Raw genomic sequence first — 19,969 nt, 5'->3', positions numbered from 1 at the left:
ATTTGTACAATTAAATATCTGCATATGAAACAGCTGTTGACTTTTATGATGTTGAGTATTTTCACTTTGGGATGTTCTCAAAAAACACCTGAAGTTTCAAAAACTCAGTTTTCTAAAGAAGCATTACGTCAGAAATTGGAAGATGAGAATGGAAAAAACATTAGCGTTCAGGAAATATTAAATCAACATAAAGGAAAAGTTTTGGTTATCGATTTCTGGGCCGGCTGGTGTAGAGATTGCCTTCAGGCGTTGCCTAAAGCCGAGGAATTGGAGAAAAACAATCCGAATATCGATTTTGTGTTCTTTTCACTAGAAAGATCAAAAGAGAAATTTGACAGCAGTCTGGAAAGATTTAACATGAAAGAAAAGGAAAACTACTGGTTTGCTTCAGGCTGGAAAAATGATTTCAATAATTATATTGATCTCAACTGGATTCCTAGATATATGGTGATTGATCAAAAATCTGATATTGCAAAATATTACGCTATTTCTCCCGACGATCCGGAAATTCAAGCGACAATCGACAAACTGAAATAAGTTTAAAGTTTTTGGATCAGCATTGAATCTTACACTTCGAATATTGAATTAAAAAAATCTTAGAATCCATATCTTTGTGATATGGATTCTTCTTTTCCACTCCGCAAAATAATTCATGTTGATATGGATGCATTTTATGCTTCCGTAGAGCAACATGACAATCCTGAATTGCGAGGAAAAGCCATTGCTGTTGGCGGTGGTCATCGTGGCGTTGTTTCTGCGGCGAGCTATGAAGCAAGGAAATTTGGAGTCCGGTCTGCCATGCCGAGTAAAACGGCAAAAGAAAAATGTCCGCATCTTATTTTTGTTCCGCCCAGATTTGCGCGATACAAGGAAATATCCAGAAAAATCCGTGAAATTTTCTACGAATATACCGATTTGGTAGAGCCACTTTCTTTAGATGAAGCCTATCTTGACGTTACCGAAAATAAAAAAGGAATTGAGTCAGCCAATCAGATTGCCAAAGAAATCCGCCAGAAAATATTTGAACACACTGGATTAACTGCTTCTGCTGGAATTTCAATTAATAAATTTTTGGCTAAAGTTGCTTCAGACATTAATAAACCCAACGGACAGAAAACTATTCATCCCGAAAAAATAGAAAAGTTTTTGGAAGAACTTCCTGTTGAAAAATTTTATGGTGTAGGAAAAGTAACGGCCAATAAAATGTTTAGCCTGGCAATTTATAAAGGAAAAGATCTAAAAAACAGGTCGCTTGAAGATTTAATAAGACTTTTCGGAAAATCAGGAAGGTATTATTATGACGTCGTTCGTGGAATTCATCACTCTGAAGTAAAACCCAACCGAATACAGAAGAGCGTCGCTGTAGAGCGTACGTTTTTCGAAGATCTCTTTGATGAACAACAAATCAACGAAAAATTAGAAAATTTAAGTCAGGAGCTTCATCAGCGTTTACAGAAACATCAGATCTTAGGCAGATCTTTAACATTGAAAATCAAATACAAAGATTTTTCGCTGTTTACAAGAAGTTTTACAAAGGAAGAATATTTCACATCCCCTGAACAATATTTTGCAACCTCAAAAAAACTGTGGGAACTTCGGCCTTTTGATAAAGCGGTACGATTATTGGGACTATCACTGTCTCACCTCAACACTGAAGAAAAAAAGCAGATTTCAGTTCAGCTAAAAATTCCGTTTGAGGATTTTGAAAATTGAAAATTGATTTTCATTGAATAATCTCATCAAAATATATTAACTATGAACCAAACCATGATTCAGTTTTTCCACTGGTACTCAGAAGGAGACGGAAAACTATGGAAGCACGCAGAAGAACAAGCAAATTATTTATCTCAACTCGGCATCACCTCAGCCTGGTTTCCACCGGCTTACAAAGGCACAAATGGTGGATATTCTGTAGGATATGATGCTTATGATCTTTTTGACCTTGGTGAATTTGACCAAAAAAACTCAATAGCCACAAAATACGGAACCAAGGATGATTATATAAAAGCGATTAAAAGTTTAAAAGAAAATAATATTCAGGTTATTGTAGATGTTGTTTTGGGACACAAAGGTGGTGGTGATGAATTAGAAAAATTTAAAGTTGTAAAAGTTGATGAAAATAATCGGGAAAAGATTATTTCTTCAGAAATTGAAATAGAATCGTATACAAAATTTACTTTCCCGGGACGTGGAAAAAAGTATTCAGATTTTGAATGGAATTTCACTTGTTTCAGCGGTGTAGATTATGCTGAAGGAAGAGATTCGCACATCTATAAAATAAAGTCTGAATATGGTGACGACTGGGAAGAGATGATTGATGACGAGAAAGGAAATTATGATTACCTCATGTTTAATGACATCGAACATCGAAATCCTCATGTGCGTGAAGAATTGAATAAATGGGCAAAATGGTATTTTGACGAAACTGGTTTTGACGGTGTAAGGCTGGATGCTCTAAAGCATATTTCTTTTGAATTTTATAAAGAATGGTTAACGATGCTACGTTCCAACTCCGGAAAGAATATTTTTGCCGTTGGTGAATATTGGGCTCCCGGGCAACTCAATTTATTACAGAAATACATTGAAGCAACAGAAGGCTGCATGAGTCTTTTTGACAGTTCGTTACAAAACAATTTTCACAATGCATCCAAAGAAGCAGATTCTTATGATTTGAGAAATATTCTTGCTTATACTTTAACGGAAGCCGATCCTATGCATTCTGTAAGTCTGGTCGACAATCACGATACACAGCCATTACAAGATCTTGAAGCGCCAGTTGAAGCATGGTTTAAGCCTCTCGCATATGCACTTATTTTACTGAGAGAAAAAGGTTATCCTTGTATTTTTTATCCTGATTTGTATGGAGCTCATTATAAAGATACCGACCGTGAAGGAAACGAGCAGGAAATATTTTTAGAAAAAGTAGATGGTATTGAAGAGCTTTTAAAAGCAAGAAAAGAAAATGCTTACGGATTACAAAGAGACTATTTTGAAGATGCCAATTGTTTAGGCTGGATTCGTGAAGGTGATGACGAGCATGAAGGATGTGCCGTTGTTCTTAGTAATAAAGATGCATACGATAAACCTATGGAAATGGGTGAAAGATATATTGGAAGAACTTTTTATGACGCATTGGGAAGATCTGAAGAAAAAGTACAAATAAGAGAAGATGGCTGGGGAGATTTTCCGGTTCCTGCAGGAAATGTGAGTGTCTGGATCCCTGAATAAAGTTTTTTCAACACATCATTAGTCTTTAAAACAAAGAAATCCAGCCTTTTACAAGACTGGATTTCTTTTTATTATTTCTTTAAGTATAAATCAAAATAATCGGTCACTTTTTGCATCAAATGCACTCTGTCTTTCCCAACCACATTGTGCGGATGTCCCGGATAAACAAAATAATCAAGCTGAATACCGTTGTCAACAGCAGATTTAAGAAATTTCACAGAATGTTGCCATACCACAACATCATCCTGAGCGCCGTGAATCATCAGTAATTTACCCTGAAGATTCTGAACTTTATCTAAAAGATTTGCTGTTTTGTAACCTTCAGGATTTTCCTGAGGCGTATCCATATATCTTTCAGTGTACATCGTTTCGTACATATTCCAGTCGATTACCGGACCTCCCGCAACACCTACTTTGAAAACATTTGGCTCCTTAAGCATAAAACTTGTTGTCATAAATCCACCAAAACTCCAGCCGTGAATTCCCATTCTTTCCTCATCTACGTAAGGAAGAGACATCAGATATTTCACACCTTGCATTTGATCTTTCATTTCTACTGTTCCCAGATTTCTGAAAACAGCCTGTTCGAATTTCATCCCTCTGTTTGATGAACCTCTTCCGTCCATTGTAAAAATAATATATCCGTTTTGAGCCATATATTCATACCAAAGATTTCCTGAAGCCGGGAAAGTATTGGTTACCAATTGCAAATGCGGGCCATTGTATAAATAAACAATAGCTGGATATTTTTTATTAGGATCGAAATTAGTTGGAAGAATAATCTTTCCGTATAATAAAGTTCCGTCGTCAGCTTTTAAGTTGATATTTTTAATTTGTGGACGAAGATAATTTTTCAGCGGATCTTCAGACTTTAAAATATTTGTTGCTTTCAAAGTTGAAGTATTGAGAATATCGGCAACTCTCGGAGACGCTGCATTGCTATACGTATCATATAAATAATTACCGTCGCTGCTCAATACTGCAGCGTGCGTTCCTTCCGCATTGTCTAATTTCTGAGTTTTGAAAGTATTCCAGTTGATTCTGTAGATATGTCTTTCCATCGGGCTTTCCTGTGTAGAAACATAATAGATCTCTTTTTTCTTTTCATTAAACCCTAAAATATCGGTTACCAACCAATCTCCTTTTGTGATTTGAGCAATTAAACCTTTTTCTAAGCTGTAGTGAAACAAATGATTGTAACCCGTTCTCTGACTTTGCCAGATAAAATCTGTATTTGAATTCGGGAAGAACAGTAAAGGATGTTGAGGTTCAACATATTTGTCGCTGGTTTCTTCAAATAAAGTTTTCACAAAGTTTCCGGTAACAGCGTCATACTGATTCATTTTTAAATGATTCTGACCTCTGTTTAAAACCCCTACAAAAATGAATTTAGAATCCGGACTCCAGGTAACTGCCGTAAGATATTGGTCTTTTTCGCCTTCCACTTTTAGGAAAGTGGTCTTTTGATTTTTAATATTATACACTCCCAATGTCACTTCATGAGAAGTCTTTCCTGCCATTGGATATTTAATATTGGTATTCACAGCAGGAGTTACAGACCAGTCAATCACAGGATAATCTGCAACCATAGTCTGATCCATTCTGTAAAAAGCTACATTTTCAGAATTGGGAGACGGGAAGATTCCGGTGTCAATACCAAATTCGTTTCTATGAACATTAGAAGCTCCGTTCAGAATATTTTCGTTAGAATCATTCGTTATTGCAACTTCTTTTCCGTTTTTATTGATGAAAAGATTATTATTTTTAGTATAAACCAAAGTCTGATTATCTGCAAGCATTTTTACATTTGCGGGATTATCTCCTAATGTTGCCGAACGTTTTACCTTCCAGTCGTTACCCGATTTCTCAAGCCAATACATTTGATTATTAGCCGTTATATAAGCTTCAGAATTGGTGATAAATTTTACAGGAGGAAGGCCTTTTAGCTTTTCATCAGCAAAATTTTTGTTCAACTGGTAAAGAGAGATCAATGTATCTTGCTTGTTTGTCTTAAGATCTGTCGTTAAATATCCACCTTTTACAGCCTGAATATAAGATTTGCTGTCGCTTGACCAAGAAAACTGTGAAATATTTTTCACCGCAAGATTACTTCTCATGCCGTTTACAGCTTCCGCCATGGTAAATTTCTGGTTTTGAGCCAACGCTGTTCCACCCAAAACAACCATTAATAAAGAAAATTTATATAATTTCATTGCATAAAATTGAATCCGTCAAAAATAAGAAATAAAAGTCACACGTTAAGAAATGTTAAAATAAAAAGATAATGAAAGTGTATTTTAAACTTTAAAAAGGATTATATATTATTATTTGAAAAGTTCCTGAATAATATCATTTTACCGTTCTCAATCCACAAATTGTTATCTTTGTAAAAAATTTAAAACAAAAATATGAGCGTACACATCAGTGCAAAAAAGGGAGAGATTGCCAAAGTTGTTTTGCAACCGGGAGATCCGCTTCGTGCAAAATATATCGCTGAAAACTTCCTTGAAAACGCAAAATTAGTAAGTCAAACGAGAGGTATTTTTTATTACACCGGAACTTACAAAGGGAAAGAAATCTCTGTGGGAGCAAGCGGAATGGGCTTTCCAAGTATCGGAATTTATTCTTTTGAGCTGTACACAGAATATGAAGTCGATACGATCATCAGAATCGGAACTTGTGGCGGATATTCGAGTGATGTAAAATTATTCGATATTTTAAATGTAGAAAATGCAGCCAGCGAAAGTACGTATGCAAAATATGCTTGGGGATTTGAAGAAGAGATTTTTTCTCATCAGGGAAATATTTATGATATCATCAACAAAACGGCTGAAGAATTATCTTTAAAAACTAAAGCAACCAACATTCACAGCAGTGATATTTTTTACAGAAAAGATCCTGCAACTCCTGCAATTGCTACGAAATACAATTGCCCAGCAGTAGAAATGGAAGCTTTCGGATTGTTTGCCAATGCTAAACATTTAGGTAAAAATGCAGCAACGATTCTTACGGTTTCTGATATTATCCCAACCAAAGAATTTATTTCGGCTGACGAAAGAGAAACAGCTTTGAAACCAATGATCGAATTGGCTTTGGAAGCAGGTTTGAAAGTGATTTAAGAATCAATTGATACAAATAAAAAGAGTTCTACTTAATGAGTAGAGCTCTTTTTAGTTATAGACTTCTATTTTTTTCGTGTAGTTATTTCCCAATTTTCAGCTTGATTTTGATTGTTATCTTTATTTAAAACCAAACGGAAATTTATTTTACCTTTTTCTTTATTCGTGAAAATATTAAATGAAAGTTTTCCTTTTGTAACGAGCTCTTCCGACACAGGATTACTTAAATAATGACTTTGCACAATTTTAAAATCCTCGGTAAGGCTTGTATTTTGAACCAGAAAATTCAAAAATTGTTTCATCTTGCGATCAATATTTTTCTGACTTAGATCTGACGTTATAAAATTTCCTTCTACTATTAAATCTAAATTGTCACAACCCGAAAGTTCCACTGTACATTCAAAATCCTTAGCATTAAATTTCTCATTCAAAACTTCAGTATAATTATGCATATCAATCGTTCTGAATGATTCTGATGCATTTTTTAATACTTTCTTATTTTTCCATTTTGCCAGCTCACAGTTAGACAAATAGGTTTCTTCGTATACATTTCCATCTTTATAAATAAAAGATAAATCCGCAGATTCCAGTTCTTCTTCGGGTTTAGAATAAGTACGGTAATTTTGTGTGGCAGTTGCCTTTAAAACTCCGTTTTTGTACGCTATATTATCTAAAATATTATATGAGAAAGGTGCATAAGTAAGAATTCTATGCTTATCCTGAATATGGTCATCTTTTCCCATAATGATGTATGAAATTTCAGAGTTTGTATTTGCATTTCCTCCAAGCATTCCTTCTGAATTTCTTTCTATTATATAGTCTGCAATCCCATCTTTATTGAGATCTTCTGAAGCAATTTTCAGAAAAGAAACACTGTAAGAATCACCATCATTTCTAAAAGAAACCGAATAGTTTTCGTAATCTACTTTCTCAGGTTTTTCAGTACCTATTTCTTCATCCAATAAAATTTTAAGAATATCAATTTTCTGTTTAGTTTCTTTTATCGGCATGTCATTTTTTGATATAGAAGCCGACTGATTCAGCGTTTTCTTTTCAGTTTGTTTTTTTCCACAATTAAAGAGTAAAAATAAGAGAACTATCAAAACAGATTTCATAGACTATGCATTTATTTAAAATTAATGAAATTTCAGATATAAAAAGGATGAACATTAAATTAAAAATAAACCATTTGTGCAATCGATTACTCCAATAAGCTTGTTCAGCTAACTTTTCGGGGAATATCTGAAGGTTATTTTTTGAATTTCTCTTGAACTTTCAACAATTTTATATTGGGAAAAAGTTTTCTAACTCCCTATAAATAAACGATTAACAAACTTATAAAAAATCTATTTCTCATATTCCTAAAAATTTATACAGTATTAGATAAAATTATTACATTTAAAGGTTAACAATTATTAATTTATTAATGAAGTTTATAGGATATGATGTTGGAAGCTCATCAATAAAGGCTTCTATCGTGGATGAACAGGGCAGAGTGATCGCCCATGCAAAATATCCGGAAAGCGAGATGTCCATCGATTCTCCAAAGATTGGCTGGGCAGAACAAGATCCGGAACAATGGTGGCAGAATCTCAGAATTTTAACTCAAAAAGTGATTGCAGAAAGCCACATCGATAAAAATGACATCAAAGGAATTGGTATTTCTTATCAGATGCACGGTTTGGTTTTGGTGGGTAAGAACAAAGAAGTTTTGCGTCCTTCCATTATTTGGTGCGACAGCCGAGCGGTAGAAACCGGCGATCAAGCTTTTGATGATCTCGGTGAGGAAGTTTGTATGAATAAACTTTTGAATTCACCGGGAAATTTCACTGCTTCAAAATTAAAATGGGTCAAAGAAAATGAGCCGGAAGTATATGAAAAGATCTGGAAATTTATGCTTCCCGGAGATTTTATTGCTTTAAAGTTAAGCGGAGAAGCAACGACAACAGTCACAGGATTATCTGAAGGTGTACTTTGGGATTTCCAGAAACATCAGGCTTCAAAAACATTATTGAATCATTGGGGGATTGATGAATCTTTGGTTTCAACGGTTGTAGAAAATTTCACGGAGCAATGTGTTGTTTCAAAACAGGGTGCTGAAGAAAGCGGTTTGCCAGAAGGTATCCCAATTTTGTACAGAGCAGGAGATCAGCCGAATAACGCTTTATCACTAAACGTAATGAACCCCGGAGAGATCGCTGCAACTGGAGGAACTTCTGGAGTTGTTTATGGAGTGACTAATAATATTCATTCTAAAGAATCTGTGCGAGTAAACAATTTTGCACACATTAATCATACAAAAGAGCAACCTAGAATCGGGAAAATGCTTTGTTTAAATGGTGCCGGAATTCAGTACAGCTGGCTGAGACATCAGGTAGACCAGAAAAGACATTCTTATCAGGAACTGAATGATTTAGCTTCACAAATACCAATCGGATCAGATGGAGTTATCGTTTTACCATTCGGAAACGGTGCTGAAAGAGTTTTAAAAAATAAAGACATCGGTTCATCAACTTATAATGTCAATTTTAACCGTCACAAAAGTGTTCATTTGTTCAGAGCCGGATTGGAAGGTATTGCCTACTCTTTCGTGTATGGAACTGAAATTTTGATGAATGACGGTCTTCAAAAAGGAATTATCAAAGCTGGAGGAGACAATTTATTTCGTTCTTCCTTATTTGCGCAATCGATTGCATCCTTACTAGATACAGAAATCAGAATTTTTGATACCACAGGTTCTACCGGAGCAGCAAGAGCAGCAGCAATTGGAGCAGGAGCATTTGATACACTCAACGATATTTTAACAGAAAAAGACATTACCACCACCTACATTCCTGATTTTAAAAATATGGACCAATACAGAGAAAGCTATGGTAAGTGGAAAACAAAACTTGAAAAAGTTTTAAGCTGAGTCTAAGGTTTAGGCTAAAAGAAATTTTCTTTTCCCCAACCCTAAAGGGAGGAAAATTTCGTAAAACCCATCAAAATTATACCCTTGAGGGCTCGGGAAATAATTATGATGAATTTTAAAACAGACAATTAAATAAATAAAAAATATAAAATCAATATAATGGCAATTACAACAGGAAACAAAGAGTATTTTAAAGGAATAGATAAAATTCAGTTTGAGGGAAGAGAGTCTGACAATCCGTTGGCATTCAAATTTTACGATGAGAATTTGGTGGTTCGCGGAAAAACAATGAAAGAATATTTCAAATTTGCTTCTGCTTACTGGCACACATTCTGCGCAACCGGTGGAGATCCGTTCGGTGCTGGAACTCAACAATTTGACTGGTTAACCGCTTCTGATGCAAAACAAAGAGCAACAGAAAAAATGGATGCTGCGTTCGAATTTTTCACAAAATTAGGCGTTCCTTATTACTGTTTCCACGATTATGATTTGATTGATGAAGCAGATAATTTCACAGAATCTACGAAAAGATTAGAATTCATTACCGATTATGCTAAGGAAAAACAAGCTGCTTCAGGTGTAAAATTGCTTTGGGGAACTTCAAACTGTTTTTCAAACCCAAGATTTATGAACGGTGCAGCGACCAATCCTTCATTTGACGTTTTGGCTTACGCTGGCGGACAGGTGAAAAATGCGTTGGATGCAACCATCAAATTAGGTGGAGAAAACTATGTATTCTGGGGCGGTCGTGAAGGTTATATGTCACTTCTAAACACGAATATGAAGCGTGAGCAGGAACATATGGCGAAGTTTTTACATTTGGCTAAAGATTATGCAAGAGCTCAGGGATTCAAAGGAACTTTCTTTATCGAGCCAAAACCAATGGAACCTACAAAACACCAATATGATTTTGATGCAGCAACTTGTTTAAACTTCCTTCGTCAGTACGATTTATTGGATGATTTTAAATTAAATCTTGAAGTAAACCACGCGACTTTAGCACAGCACACTTTTGAGCATGAACTTCAGGTTGCTGCTGATAATAATGTTTTGGGAAGCATCGATGCGAACAGAGGAGATTACCAAAACGGTTGGGATACAGACCAGTTCCCGGTTGATCTATATGAAATGACTCAGGCGATGTTGGTGATCATCCAGGCAGGAGGTTTCCAAGGTGGAGGTGTGAATTTCGATGCTAAAATCAGAAGAAATTCTACAGATCTTGAAGATATTTTTATCGCTCACATTAGCGGAATGGACAATTTTGCTAGATCATTCTTAGCTGCAGATAAAATTTTAGAAAAATCAAAATATTCTGAAATCAGAACTAGCAGATATTCTTCTTTCGACAGTGGAAAAGGGAAGGATTTTGAAGACGGAAATCTTTCTTTAACTGATCTTGCAACTTATGCTCAAGGTTTGGGAGAAGTTGGTAGAGAAAGCGGAAAGCAGGAATATCTTGAGAGTATTATTAATCAATACTTGTAATATTGGTTAGTCGCAAAGGCGCAATTTTTTTTCTTTGAAAATATTTTAAGGCGCAAAACACTTCGACAAGCTCAGTGTGACAAGAGATGTCCGGTAAGGAAATATCTTAAATTTTATCTTCGATAAAATCTTTGCGCCTTAAAAACATAAAGCTTGTCAAATTTATTGCGCCTTTGCGTACAACCAAAATAATTAACAATTAAAACTAAATCAAACTATGCAAATAATAGATTCTGGTCCTAAATATTCTTCAGGAACAAAGGCGCAGATCAATATGCTGTATGTTACCGTACTCACGTTGGTCGCCACTTTGGGAGGACTTTTGTTTGGGTACGATACCGCAGTAATTTCCGGAGCTGAAAAATCGATTCAGGAATATCTGATTATTCCATTAGGATTGAGTTCACTGGCTCACGGAGCGACCATTTCGAGCGCATTAATCGGGTGTATTATCGGTGGTGCCATTTCCGGAATGATTTCCACAAAACTGGGAAGAAAAAAATCATTGATGCTTTCTGCATTTTTGTTCTTCATCAGTGCATTGGGAGCAGCGTATCCTGAATTTTTATTCTTCAAACATGGTGAACATTCAATGGGTGTTTTGCTGGCATTTAATTTTTATAGAATCATTGGTGGAATTGGTGTAGGGCTCGCTTCAGCGGTCTGCCCGATGTACATTGGTGAAATTGCACCTGCGGAAATCCGTGGAAAATTAGTTTCTTTAAATCAGTTTGCCATAATTTTCGGAATGTTGGTTGTTTACTTTGTAAACTGGGGTATCGCAAGTGGACAAACCGTAGAATGGATCAACGAGATCGGATGGCGGTATATGTTTTTATCATTGACAATTCCTTCTGCCCTATTCGGAATTCTATTGTTTTTCGTGCCTGAAACTCCGCGTTATCTGACGTTTATCAATAAAGATGCAGAAGCGCTTAAAATATTAACCAAAATAAATGGGGAAGCTCGTGGAAAAGAAATTTTCTCCGAAATTAAAAGTACGGTCGTCGAGCATAAAAGTGAAATTTTTGCCTTCGGGAAAACCGTAATTGTGATTGGAATTTTGCTTTCTGTTTTCCAGCAGTTTGTGGGAATTAATGTGGCATTATATTATGCTCCCAGAATTTTTGAAAGTATGGGCGTTCATAAGGATTCATCAATGTTACAGACCGTTGTGATGGGATTGGTGAATGTTGTATTTACCGTCATTGCCATTTTCACAGTGGATAAATGGGGAAGAAAACCATTATTGATCGTAGGTTCAGTTGGGATGGCGATTGGAATGTTTGCGATTGCGATTTTGTCTTATTATCAAATCATTGGGATTGCTACGTTGGTATTTATCATTGTTTACACGGCTTCATTTATGATGTCTTGGGGACCGATTTGCTGGGTTTTAATTTCAGAGATTTTCCCTAATAAAATAAGAGGAAGTGCGATTGCGATTGCTGTTGCTGCACAATGGGCAGCGAATTATTTAATATCATCAACTTATCCTTTTATGATGGAATTCAGTGGCGCATTTACCTACGGATTTTACGGTGTAATGAGCGTTCTATCCTTATTTTTTGTATGGAAATGGGTTCCTGAAACCAAAGGTAAATCTCTTGAGGAGATTGAAAAGGTTTGGGAAAAATAGATTTATCAGCTATATTTTACATTATTTATTTACAATAAAAGGATTCCGAATGTGGGATCCTTTTTGTTTTTCTTTTCGACATATGCAACTTCTCTTCGGATACGCTCAGGGACCGGGGATTTGAATTGTGTCTTGTTTTAATTAAATTGTGCCTTGTTGTGTTATGATTGTGCCTTGCTGTAATTAAATGCCTCTTGTTGCAGTTTATAGTACCCTTGTTGCAGTTCGGGGTAGGCTTGTTGCAGTTTGGAGTACCCTTGTTTTAGTTTGGAGTATGCTTGTTTTAATTTGGAGTATGCTTGTTGCATTTTGGAGTAGCCTTGTTTTAATTTGAAGGTGGCTTGTTGTGTTTTGGAGGTGACTTATTGATTTAATTATGATCTTTACTCGAAAATTAAATCATCTTCAAGCGTTCTTCTTCAAGATCGATTTGAAATAATTGCTGACGGATTATTTCTTCATTAATTTTCGGATCTTTATTAAGCTCGGAAAGATATTCACGCTGAGTTTCGAGCATTTCTATAAAAATAAGTTTTGTTTTCTCATTCATCCAACTGTCGTCGGCAGCTTTCGCACGTTCTTCCCAATGTCTAAGAAAAATCTCTAAACCTGCATGATCTTTCAATTCATTTTCGTATTTGGTTTTAAGAAATTGATAAACATGTTGTTTCAGATCTTTCTTTAATTTCTCTTTCGTTAATTCTTCAGATTCTTCTTTAAAAACATCATCAAAAAACCGGGTACGCTTTATAAAATAAGGAAGCGTCAGGCCTTGCACTAAAAGCGTAAGGAGAATGACAACAAACGTAATAAAGAGAATTAAATTTCTATGTGGAAAAGCTTCGCCATTATCTAAAGTTACCGGAATTGCCAACGCTGCAGCGAGCGAAACTACACCTCGCATCCCTGTCCAGCCCAATAAAAGCGGCATCATCCAACGGCGTGTTCTGGAAGAGGCATGAGGCTGTACACTTGGGCGAAAAATCATCGTAGAAATTAATGCAGCATAAGAACTTATCATCCTTGCAGCGATGAGAATTCCTGTTACCAAAATACCGTAACCAATAGCTGTTTCCAGTGGAATTTGATCTTCCTTCAGTCCATCTACAATTTCCGGAAGCTCTAATCCAATAATTAGAAAAACAACTCCATTCAGAATAAAAATAAGACTTTCCCAAACACTGTATGCGTGAATCCGGCTTGTGCTGTTCAAAAACTTTAATCGTCTTGCCGACATAAAAAGTCCACCGGCAACGACCGCTAAAACTCCCGAACTGTGAAACTGCTCTGCAATCCAGTACATCAAATAAGGTTCAATGATCGTTAATGCAATATCAGAAGGTGCATCGGTCGGAAGAAGTTTGTGAGCCTTTACAAAAAGCCATCCCAAAAGCAAACCAATACCAACGCCGCCAATGACCATCCAAAAGAAACTCATCGTTGCATCCATCCAAATGAACTGACCTGTACCAACTGCTACCAAAGCGAATCGAAAAATAATCAATGATGAGGCATCATTAAGCAAACTTTCACCTTCAAGAATGGTTGAGGTAGATTTTGGAATTTTGACAAATTTAGTAATCGCACCTGTACTGACTGCATCTGGTGGAGAAACGATTCCGCCAAGTAAAAAGCCTAAAGCAATAGTAAATCCCGGGATAAAATAGTTGGTAATTAAAGCCACAGATAAAGCGGTAAAAAATACGACCAGAAAAGCAAAGCTACCGATAATACGCCACCATTTCTTCATTTCTTTAAAAGAAATATTCCAGGCTGCATCACATAATAACGGAGGAAGAAATATGAAAAAGATAAGATCCGGATCTATTCTTATGACAGGTAATCCCGGAATGAAACTGATAATCAAACCTCCAACAACCAATAAAATAGGATAAGCAATTTTGAGTTTGGCAGCAAACATGTTTAAAACAACGATCACTGCAACCATTGCTAACAGAAAAGGTAAAAGACTGTGCATTATATTATTTGTGTTTTAAGATACAAAAATAGCGATTGCAGTGATTTTATAAATTGTTTGAAAAAAATATTTTATAAAAATCCCCAACTTAAGGAAGAGAATTCAGTATTTTGAAGTTTAAGAGACTAACTGTCAGCCCAAATGACCTTGGTTTTTACCTTGGTTTCGTAAATCATAGATAAAGAAGATTTATAAATACTAAACATTAGATAAACTCCTATTATTAATAATAGATTTCCCTTCCCTCCAGTCAATTAATTTGTAAGGCGGGCTTGCCTGAAACTTTGCTTTATGGATAAACACTTTTTAATGGTATAATCATCTTTCGTTAAATTATACAACCTTTTGGGAGTCAGACTTCCGTCTTTCAATAAAGACTTAATTTCTGACAAATAACTGTTTAAATAATTGACGTATTTATTCGCCACAGGATTCCATTGATTAATACGATAAAAGAATTTGGAGTATTAATTCTCAGTTGACAAACCGGTTCGCAAAGCAGCAAATTATATTTTTTGTTTTGATTTGAATAAAACAACAAAACCAAAAAATATAAAAGCCAATGCTATAATTGAAAAAATAACGTTGACAGCAGAAAAGCCACGACTGATTCCATATTTTTCGCTATAATAAATGTTAAGTTCAACATTGGGCGTATTCTTATCAACGTCACTACTTTTATCCGTAATTTTCCGCACTTTATTTTTATAGATAAATTCAATAACAGGATAATACAAATAGGTAAATCTCTTACTCTTTACACTTTCAGTCCCAATGACCTTTGCTTTTACCTTGCTTCCATAGATCATAGGTAAAGAAGATTTGTATAAATTGAACATTAGATAAACTCCTATTGTTAATAATATAATTCCAAAAAATTTGGTTACGCTCATTTATTACTTTTTAATTTCATTCAATGCTATCGGTTTTTTTTAAAGCAAAATAGGCTTTAATAAAGAATGCTAAAAGACCTGCTAAAAAAAGAGTAATGTAAATATTGGGTGCCTGAATCTGAAATTCTGACTTACCTTTATAAACTTTCACTTCAACGTGCTGCCCGAGTTCGTGCGTTTTTTTTTTAAAATTACCTTCTGTGATTTTTACAGATTCAGCGTTGGGAAGCTTTATCGTATATTCAAATCTATATTTGCCATATCCTGTATGAGTGCTATCTAAAGCTACAATATTTCCTTCACGGGATTGCCCCAGATAATTGATAAGATAACTTTCCTGTGTATGGAACAAAACGTTCCCGATTAATAATGCAATTGCAACAATTAAAACAGCAACAGACGAGCATCCTCTTTGAGTAGTATGATTATCCATATATTTGAAAAATAAATAAAAACAAGCCTTAAAATTACGGATTTGCGCCCTTTACAATATTCCTGTGCCAAATTACCTGCAGATCATTTTCTTTTACCGAATTTTTTGGAATATAGAATATAATATCATCAACCTGAACCATTTTTTGATTTCCTTTGTTGTAATACCTTCTTATAACCCCTTCATTTTTATTAAAACCGTCAATACGAATTAATGAGGCCAATTTTCCGTCTCCGAATATTTCTAGGTTATAGTTTTCAATTTCAGATAACTTTCTCGGCTTTTCATTTATAAATGAAATTCTATGGTTAATATGTTTCTGTACTTCCTCTTTATCCAGATAACTTGATTGATATAAATTAAACAACCCATCTCCTAAAAGATCCATATACGCTTCTCCATGTTGGTTTTCGAAATTGGATTTCAAATTTTCATAGGCTTTCAGCAGATTTTTTTTCAAAGCAACACTATCTTTTATATTGAAAGATTTCCCTTCTCTCCAATCAATTAATTTGTAGGGCGGGCTTGCCTGAAATTTTGCTTTATGAATAAACACTTTTTTATTTGTATAATCACCTTCCGGTAAATTATATTGATAAACAACCTTTGGGGGAGTCAGGCTTCCGTCTTTCCAGGAGGTTTCTTCAATTTTTAACTCAAAATTGATATCATTCTCTAAATTTTCATTTTGCTTAGAAGAGTTTAAATATTTAGGATGGATCTGAATTTCAATAGTCTGCTCTCCTTTTTGAGGGATACAAGAATTAATTTCTGACAAATAACTGTTTAAATAATTGACGTATTTATTCGCCACAGGGATTCCATTGATGAATACGGTAAAAGAATTGGGAGTATTAATTCTCAGCTGATAGACCGGTTCGTTATTGTATTTTTCAAGTTTATTAACTTTTTCTTTAATACTGTTCATTTTTTCGTTTTTATTATTCTGGCTGCATCCTAATGTTGACATGATCAATGCAAAGCAGCAAATTATATTTTTCATTTTAAGAAAATTTTAATATAGGTATTCTCCAATTTTTTATCTCCCATTCATAAGCATCCAAAACAATAATGTCTCCTGCAGAGTTGAAATGCACTCCAGTGGATTCATTAATCTCTTTGTCTTCTTCATCATACGCAATGCCTGCATCTAAAGAGTATTTTAAAATCAAACCTTCAAACTTTATTTCCGGTTCTACATGAAGTAATTTTAAATCTCCGTCTATTTTTGTAACAAACTCCATAGAAACTCCGCTTTCAACTGAGGCAGAAACATGGGCATAGCCTGTATATTTTGTAAAAGCAAGTAGTGATGGTTTTCCTTTAACTCTCATTTCGCCAACAATAGATATATTTACCGAGAACCCTACTTTTGCAGGAGAATCATCTTCGTCGTTTTTTAATCTGTCTTTATATTTGCTACCTTCGGCTGTATTAAGAGTACCTTTCAAAGTTCCAAAAGCTTTTGTTGTGACAATAAGATCTAAATTTATATCGAAATTATCCCCCGCAATAGTATCTAAAGAGTCTAAAACGAAAGCAATTGCTGCAACAGCCGGATGGGTTCTATATAACAACTGGAATAAATCGTATTTTATTTCAAAGCCAAAAAAAGGATCAAAGTCAATAATGCCTTCTATCATCGTTCCCATTACAGCTTTATCAATATCTTTTGGTCTCTCTGCGTACCATCCTACTGACAGAGCAATGCTTGGAGGTATAAACTCAAAATTCCAATTCGATTTTTTAGAATTAGCTTTCTTTGTTATTTTCTCTTTACGTTTCTTTATTTTTTCATTTTGCTCACTTGGGCTTTTCTTCTTTGCATCTCCATCCTTGCCATCAATGATACTGTTTATTTTATCTTTAATATCAGCAATTTTTTTAATGAAATCTACAATCTCACTGTAGCCGGAAGTGAGATCCAAAGCTCCGTTTGGCCGGTCAAACTCAGCAATAATCCCCAATTCACAGTCAACAAGACCGCTTGCAAGAGCATTTTTGGGTTCCATAAGATCAAAAGCATTTGAAAGTTGTCCTCCTCTGCTGTTTTTTCTTTTAGATTGATCAATTACTTCCTGCCGGTCATTAATTCTACCTCCTAAATTTACTTGTTTTTTTCTCTGCTGATCTATTTTTCCCTGCCATTCTCCTTTATCATTTTTGTTTGCCTTCCTCTTTTCTTTTTCATATTTCTTGAGATTTTCTTCTGTTCCCTCTAATTTACCCTGAAGCCTCTTTTTTTCTTCTTCAGCCTCCAATCCTTGTAACTTCCATTTATCATGATACTGCGTTCTGATCTCATTAAATTTCTCTTTATCATAATTAAAACCCAGCTGAATCGTCCATTTTGTATCAGGATAAATCATCAAATCTAAGTTTTTCTGGTAAGCACAAGTATCAATTTTTACAGGATATTTCTGAACAGTTGCATCACTGTATGGCCAGAAAGTGTAAGCCAGACCAACGAGAGGATTTACTGTTCCTCCAAAGCTGAAATCATAGCCTATTTTCATCTTAATCTTCTGGTCTGGGATCTTATTAAATTCAAAAGGAGTCTTTTTTTCTAAAATCTTGAATGATTTTTGGGCAGAAATTTTTGAGATCCCATTAATAAAAGTAAATTTATTACTAATATGACTGGCCGTAACCTTTGAATCATCATTTTCGTCACCTGAAGACTCTGTTTTTTTTTCACCTCCAGAAAGATACTTATCAACGTCAGCCAAACGCCATTCGGAACCATATTTACCTTGTCCTTTGATGATACGTGATTCTATCGCATTTGTATTTATTACGTGATTATGATGATCATTTTTGGTATTATCAAATGAGCATTCATCGGTTTTAGCATTTTCAACGGTAATCTCAAATTCTCTTTTAGCTTCATCATTCCCAACGACAAAAGGAAATATTAAATTATCTTTTGCATTACCAACATCCTGACTGCTAAAAACAACAAGTTCCTTCTGCTGACCATCTTCTTCAAATTTGGCACTTATTTTTTCATACCTACAATGGTGAAAAGCTTCAAAATTTGTTTCTATTTCATCTACAAAAACAGGTTTGTTTCCGGATTCGGGAATGGTAATAGTAGGAGTTGAATTTGCGAGTACCTGAAGCGGAAATTTACTTAAATCAAATCTTCTTTCATTAAAAACAACAGTAGGAAGGATATTAATGACACCTTTTTTGCCCATACACCAGATCGGGTCAATATACAAAGTAAGAACTGCTTTCTGAACATTATCTATGTTCTGTGTTTTCCGGTCTTTATCATTCTCCATAGGATCAATCAAAATCCCTGTGACAGCACCAGCCGGAGGTTTTATGCTGCTGCTATCTGAATAATCATGAATATCTACCTCAGCGCGAAACAGATTTTCTGATTCCGTGACCTCATATTTTGTTTTTGAATCATGTTCTGATCCTTTTTTTGTGACAATTTCAATTCTTTCGTAAGCATTGGCTTTTAAAATTTCCCCATTCGCCTTCAATTCCACCCCTATATTTTGTCCGTACATACCTTCTGTATAAATATGCAACTGTACTTTACTTCCCGGACGAACGGGCAGGTTTATTTTTTTTGGTGAATCTGTCTCATCAAAGCCATACCATTCTGCAATATTTACTTTAGGATTTTCTACAGCAGTATGTACGTAAAGCCCGTTTTGAGTACTTCCGGTAGGCTTTCCTTTTTCCCAAAAAGGCTCAATCCACGCAAATCCTCCTCCATAAATATGCTTCCCTAGAGAAATATCAGACTGCACAGATCCGGCTTCTAATTTTTCGTTTCTTCCGCTCGGTTTACTGCTTCTGGATCTTACGAGATGCCAGGCCCACACAATAGATTTACCTGTTTTCTCTAACTCGTCAAGAGTAGTCTGATGTTTTTTGATTTCTGAATCTTTCTGCTTTTTTATTTTATCTGCTTTTTCCCTTGCAATTCGGATATTTTCATCAAGACTGACCTGAACATGGGTAACTTCTTTTCCATTATGCCGTTCCATTTTCAGCCAGTTTCCTCCTTCCTTATATCGCTTGTTAGCTTCATCCAGATAACCATTGGTTTCTATCTCCAGATCAGAATCTACTTTTTGTTTTTCTTTGTTGAGAAAATCTATTTTATCTGATATTTTTTTCTTTTCCTCCTCAAATTCTTTAATGCCCACAGAAAATTTTTGACCCTCCCGGAGGGTCAATGTCCTGTATTGTTCATTAAAATCTGTGTTTCCCTGAGGCAGAACAATTGCTGTTAATTTGATGTTATTTTCCATAGG

General features: G+C 35.1%; 14 protein-coding genes. 7 read left to right on the top strand and 7 right to left on the bottom strand.

What is annotated here, in order from left to right; all coding sequences use genetic code 11:
- The first annotated feature begins 24 nt into the window (after window positions 1-24).
- The 3 genes from EG358_RS04820 (at window position 25) to EG358_RS04810 (ending at window position 3,228) form a co-directional block, all read left to right on the top strand.
- Window positions 25-537 carry a TlpA family protein disulfide reductase gene (locus tag EG358_RS04820; protein WP_076557942.1) on the top strand — a complete coding sequence of 171 codons (513 nt, stop codon included), beginning with the start codon at window positions 25-27 and terminating at the stop codon, window positions 535-537.
- Between the two features lie 81 nt (window positions 538-618).
- Window positions 619-1,713, top strand: a complete 1,095-nt coding sequence (gene dinB / locus EG358_RS04815; RefSeq protein ID WP_076557940.1) for a DNA polymerase IV — start codon at window positions 619-621, stop codon at window positions 1,711-1,713.
- A 42-nt stretch (window positions 1,714-1,755) separates the two neighbouring features.
- Window positions 1,756-3,228: an alpha-amylase gene (locus EG358_RS04810; RefSeq protein ID WP_076557938.1), complete on the top strand. Its 1,473-nt coding sequence runs from the start codon at window positions 1,756-1,758 to the stop codon at window positions 3,226-3,228.
- A gap of 71 nt (window positions 3,229-3,299) precedes the next feature.
- On the opposite strand, the gene EG358_RS04805 is transcribed toward EG358_RS04810, so the two are convergent.
- Window positions 3,300-5,441, bottom strand: a complete 2,142-nt coding sequence (locus EG358_RS04805; protein ID WP_076557936.1) for a S9 family peptidase — start codon at window positions 5,439-5,441, stop codon at window positions 3,300-3,302.
- 195 nt (window positions 5,442-5,636) lie between these two features.
- Here EG358_RS04805 and deoD point away from each other — a divergent pair, with 195 nt between their 5' ends.
- Window positions 5,637-6,347, top strand: a complete 711-nt coding sequence (gene deoD / locus EG358_RS04800; RefSeq protein WP_076557933.1) for a purine-nucleoside phosphorylase — start codon at window positions 5,637-5,639, stop codon at window positions 6,345-6,347.
- Window positions 6,348-6,412: 65 nt separating this feature from the next.
- Here deoD and EG358_RS04795 read toward each other — a convergent pair whose 3' ends face one another.
- Window positions 6,413-7,462 carry a hypothetical protein gene (locus tag EG358_RS04795; RefSeq protein ID WP_076557931.1) on the bottom strand — a complete coding sequence of 350 codons (1,050 nt, stop codon included), beginning with the start codon at window positions 7,460-7,462 and terminating at the stop codon, window positions 6,413-6,415.
- A 311-nt stretch (window positions 7,463-7,773) separates the two neighbouring features.
- Here EG358_RS04795 and EG358_RS04790 point away from each other — a divergent pair, with 311 nt between their 5' ends.
- From EG358_RS04790 to xylE, 3 genes are all read left to right on the top strand, one after another.
- Complete coding sequence (locus tag EG358_RS04790; RefSeq protein WP_076557929.1) at window positions 7,774-9,258, top strand: xylulokinase; 1,485 nt, start codon at window positions 7,774-7,776, stop codon at window positions 9,256-9,258.
- A 159-nt stretch (window positions 9,259-9,417) separates the two neighbouring features.
- Window positions 9,418-10,746 (top strand): xylose isomerase, encoded by a 1,329-nt coding sequence (gene xylA / locus EG358_RS04785; protein WP_076557927.1) that lies wholly within the window; start codon window positions 9,418-9,420, stop codon window positions 10,744-10,746.
- Between the two features lie 217 nt (window positions 10,747-10,963).
- Window positions 10,964-12,385: a D-xylose transporter XylE gene (gene xylE, locus EG358_RS04780; protein WP_076557925.1), complete on the top strand. Its 1,422-nt coding sequence runs from the start codon at window positions 10,964-10,966 to the stop codon at window positions 12,383-12,385.
- Between the two features lie 394 nt (window positions 12,386-12,779).
- On the opposite strand, the gene EG358_RS04775 is transcribed toward xylE, so the two are convergent.
- From EG358_RS04775 to EG358_RS04755, 5 genes are all read right to left on the bottom strand, one after another.
- Complete coding sequence (locus tag EG358_RS04775) at window positions 12,780-14,363, bottom strand: Na+/H+ antiporter (protein ID WP_076557923.1); 1,584 nt, start codon at window positions 14,361-14,363, stop codon at window positions 12,780-12,782.
- 506 nt (window positions 14,364-14,869) lie between these two features.
- Window positions 14,870-15,256 carry a hypothetical protein gene (locus EG358_RS04770; protein ID WP_076557921.1) on the bottom strand — a complete coding sequence of 129 codons (387 nt, stop codon included), beginning with the start codon at window positions 15,254-15,256 and terminating at the stop codon, window positions 14,870-14,872.
- Window positions 15,257-15,272: 16 nt separating this feature from the next.
- Window positions 15,273-15,689: a hypothetical protein gene (locus EG358_RS04765; RefSeq protein WP_076557918.1), complete on the bottom strand. Its 417-nt coding sequence runs from the start codon at window positions 15,687-15,689 to the stop codon at window positions 15,273-15,275.
- Between the two features lie 34 nt (window positions 15,690-15,723).
- Entirely contained in the window at window positions 15,724-16,692 is a 969-nt protein-coding gene (locus tag EG358_RS04760) for a hypothetical protein (RefSeq protein WP_123890013.1), read from the bottom strand.
- Between the two features lies 1 nt (window position 16,693).
- Window positions 16,694-19,966, bottom strand: a complete 3,273-nt coding sequence (locus tag EG358_RS04755; protein WP_076557912.1) for a hypothetical protein — start codon at window positions 19,964-19,966, stop codon at window positions 16,694-16,696.
- Window positions 19,967-19,969: the final 3 nt, after the last annotated feature.

The sequence above is a fragment of the Chryseobacterium indoltheticum genome, assembly GCF_003815915.1.
GTDB lineage: Bacteria > Bacteroidota > Bacteroidia > Flavobacteriales > Weeksellaceae > Chryseobacterium > Chryseobacterium indoltheticum.
The sequence above is the reverse complement of the archived record's forward strand: the minus strand, read 5'-3'. Positions and strand labels throughout refer to the sequence as shown.

Excerpts from the sequence above, each read along its gene's own strand:
- EG358_RS04820 (WP_076557942.1), top strand. The coding sequence starts at position 25 with ATGAAACAGCTGTTGACTTTTATGATGTTGAGTATTTTCACTTTGGGA.
- dinB (WP_076557940.1), top strand. The coding sequence starts at position 619 with ATGGATTCTTCTTTTCCACTCCGCAAAATAATTCATGTTGATATGGAT.
- EG358_RS04765 (WP_076557918.1), bottom strand. The coding sequence starts at position 15,689 with ATGGATAATCATACTACTCAAAGAGGATGCTCGTCTGTTGCTGTTTTA.
- deoD (WP_076557933.1), top strand. The coding sequence starts at position 5,637 with ATGAGCGTACACATCAGTGCAAAAAAGGGAGAGATTGCCAAAGTTGTT.
- EG358_RS04810 (WP_076557938.1), top strand. The coding sequence starts at position 1,756 with ATGAACCAAACCATGATTCAGTTTTTCCACTGGTACTCAGAAGGAGAC.
- EG358_RS04760 (WP_123890013.1), bottom strand. The coding sequence starts at position 16,692 with ATGAAAAATATAATTTGCTGCTTTGCATTGATCATGTCAACATTAGGA.
- EG358_RS04755 (WP_076557912.1), bottom strand. The coding sequence starts at position 19,966 with ATGGAAAATAACATCAAATTAACAGCAATTGTTCTGCCTCAGGGAAAC.
- xylA (WP_076557927.1), top strand. The coding sequence starts at position 9,418 with ATGGCAATTACAACAGGAAACAAAGAGTATTTTAAAGGAATAGATAAA.
- EG358_RS04795 (WP_076557931.1), bottom strand. The coding sequence starts at position 7,462 with ATGAAATCTGTTTTGATAGTTCTCTTATTTTTACTCTTTAATTGTGGA.
- EG358_RS04770 (WP_076557921.1), bottom strand. The coding sequence starts at position 15,256 with ATGAGCGTAACCAAATTTTTTGGAATTATATTATTAACAATAGGAGTT.
- xylE (WP_076557925.1), top strand. The coding sequence starts at position 10,964 with ATGCAAATAATAGATTCTGGTCCTAAATATTCTTCAGGAACAAAGGCG.
- EG358_RS04805 (WP_076557936.1), bottom strand. The coding sequence starts at position 5,441 with ATGAAATTATATAAATTTTCTTTATTAATGGTTGTTTTGGGTGGAACA.
- EG358_RS04775 (WP_076557923.1), bottom strand. The coding sequence starts at position 14,363 with ATGCACAGTCTTTTACCTTTTCTGTTAGCAATGGTTGCAGTGATCGTT.
- EG358_RS04790 (WP_076557929.1), top strand. The coding sequence starts at position 7,774 with ATGAAGTTTATAGGATATGATGTTGGAAGCTCATCAATAAAGGCTTCT.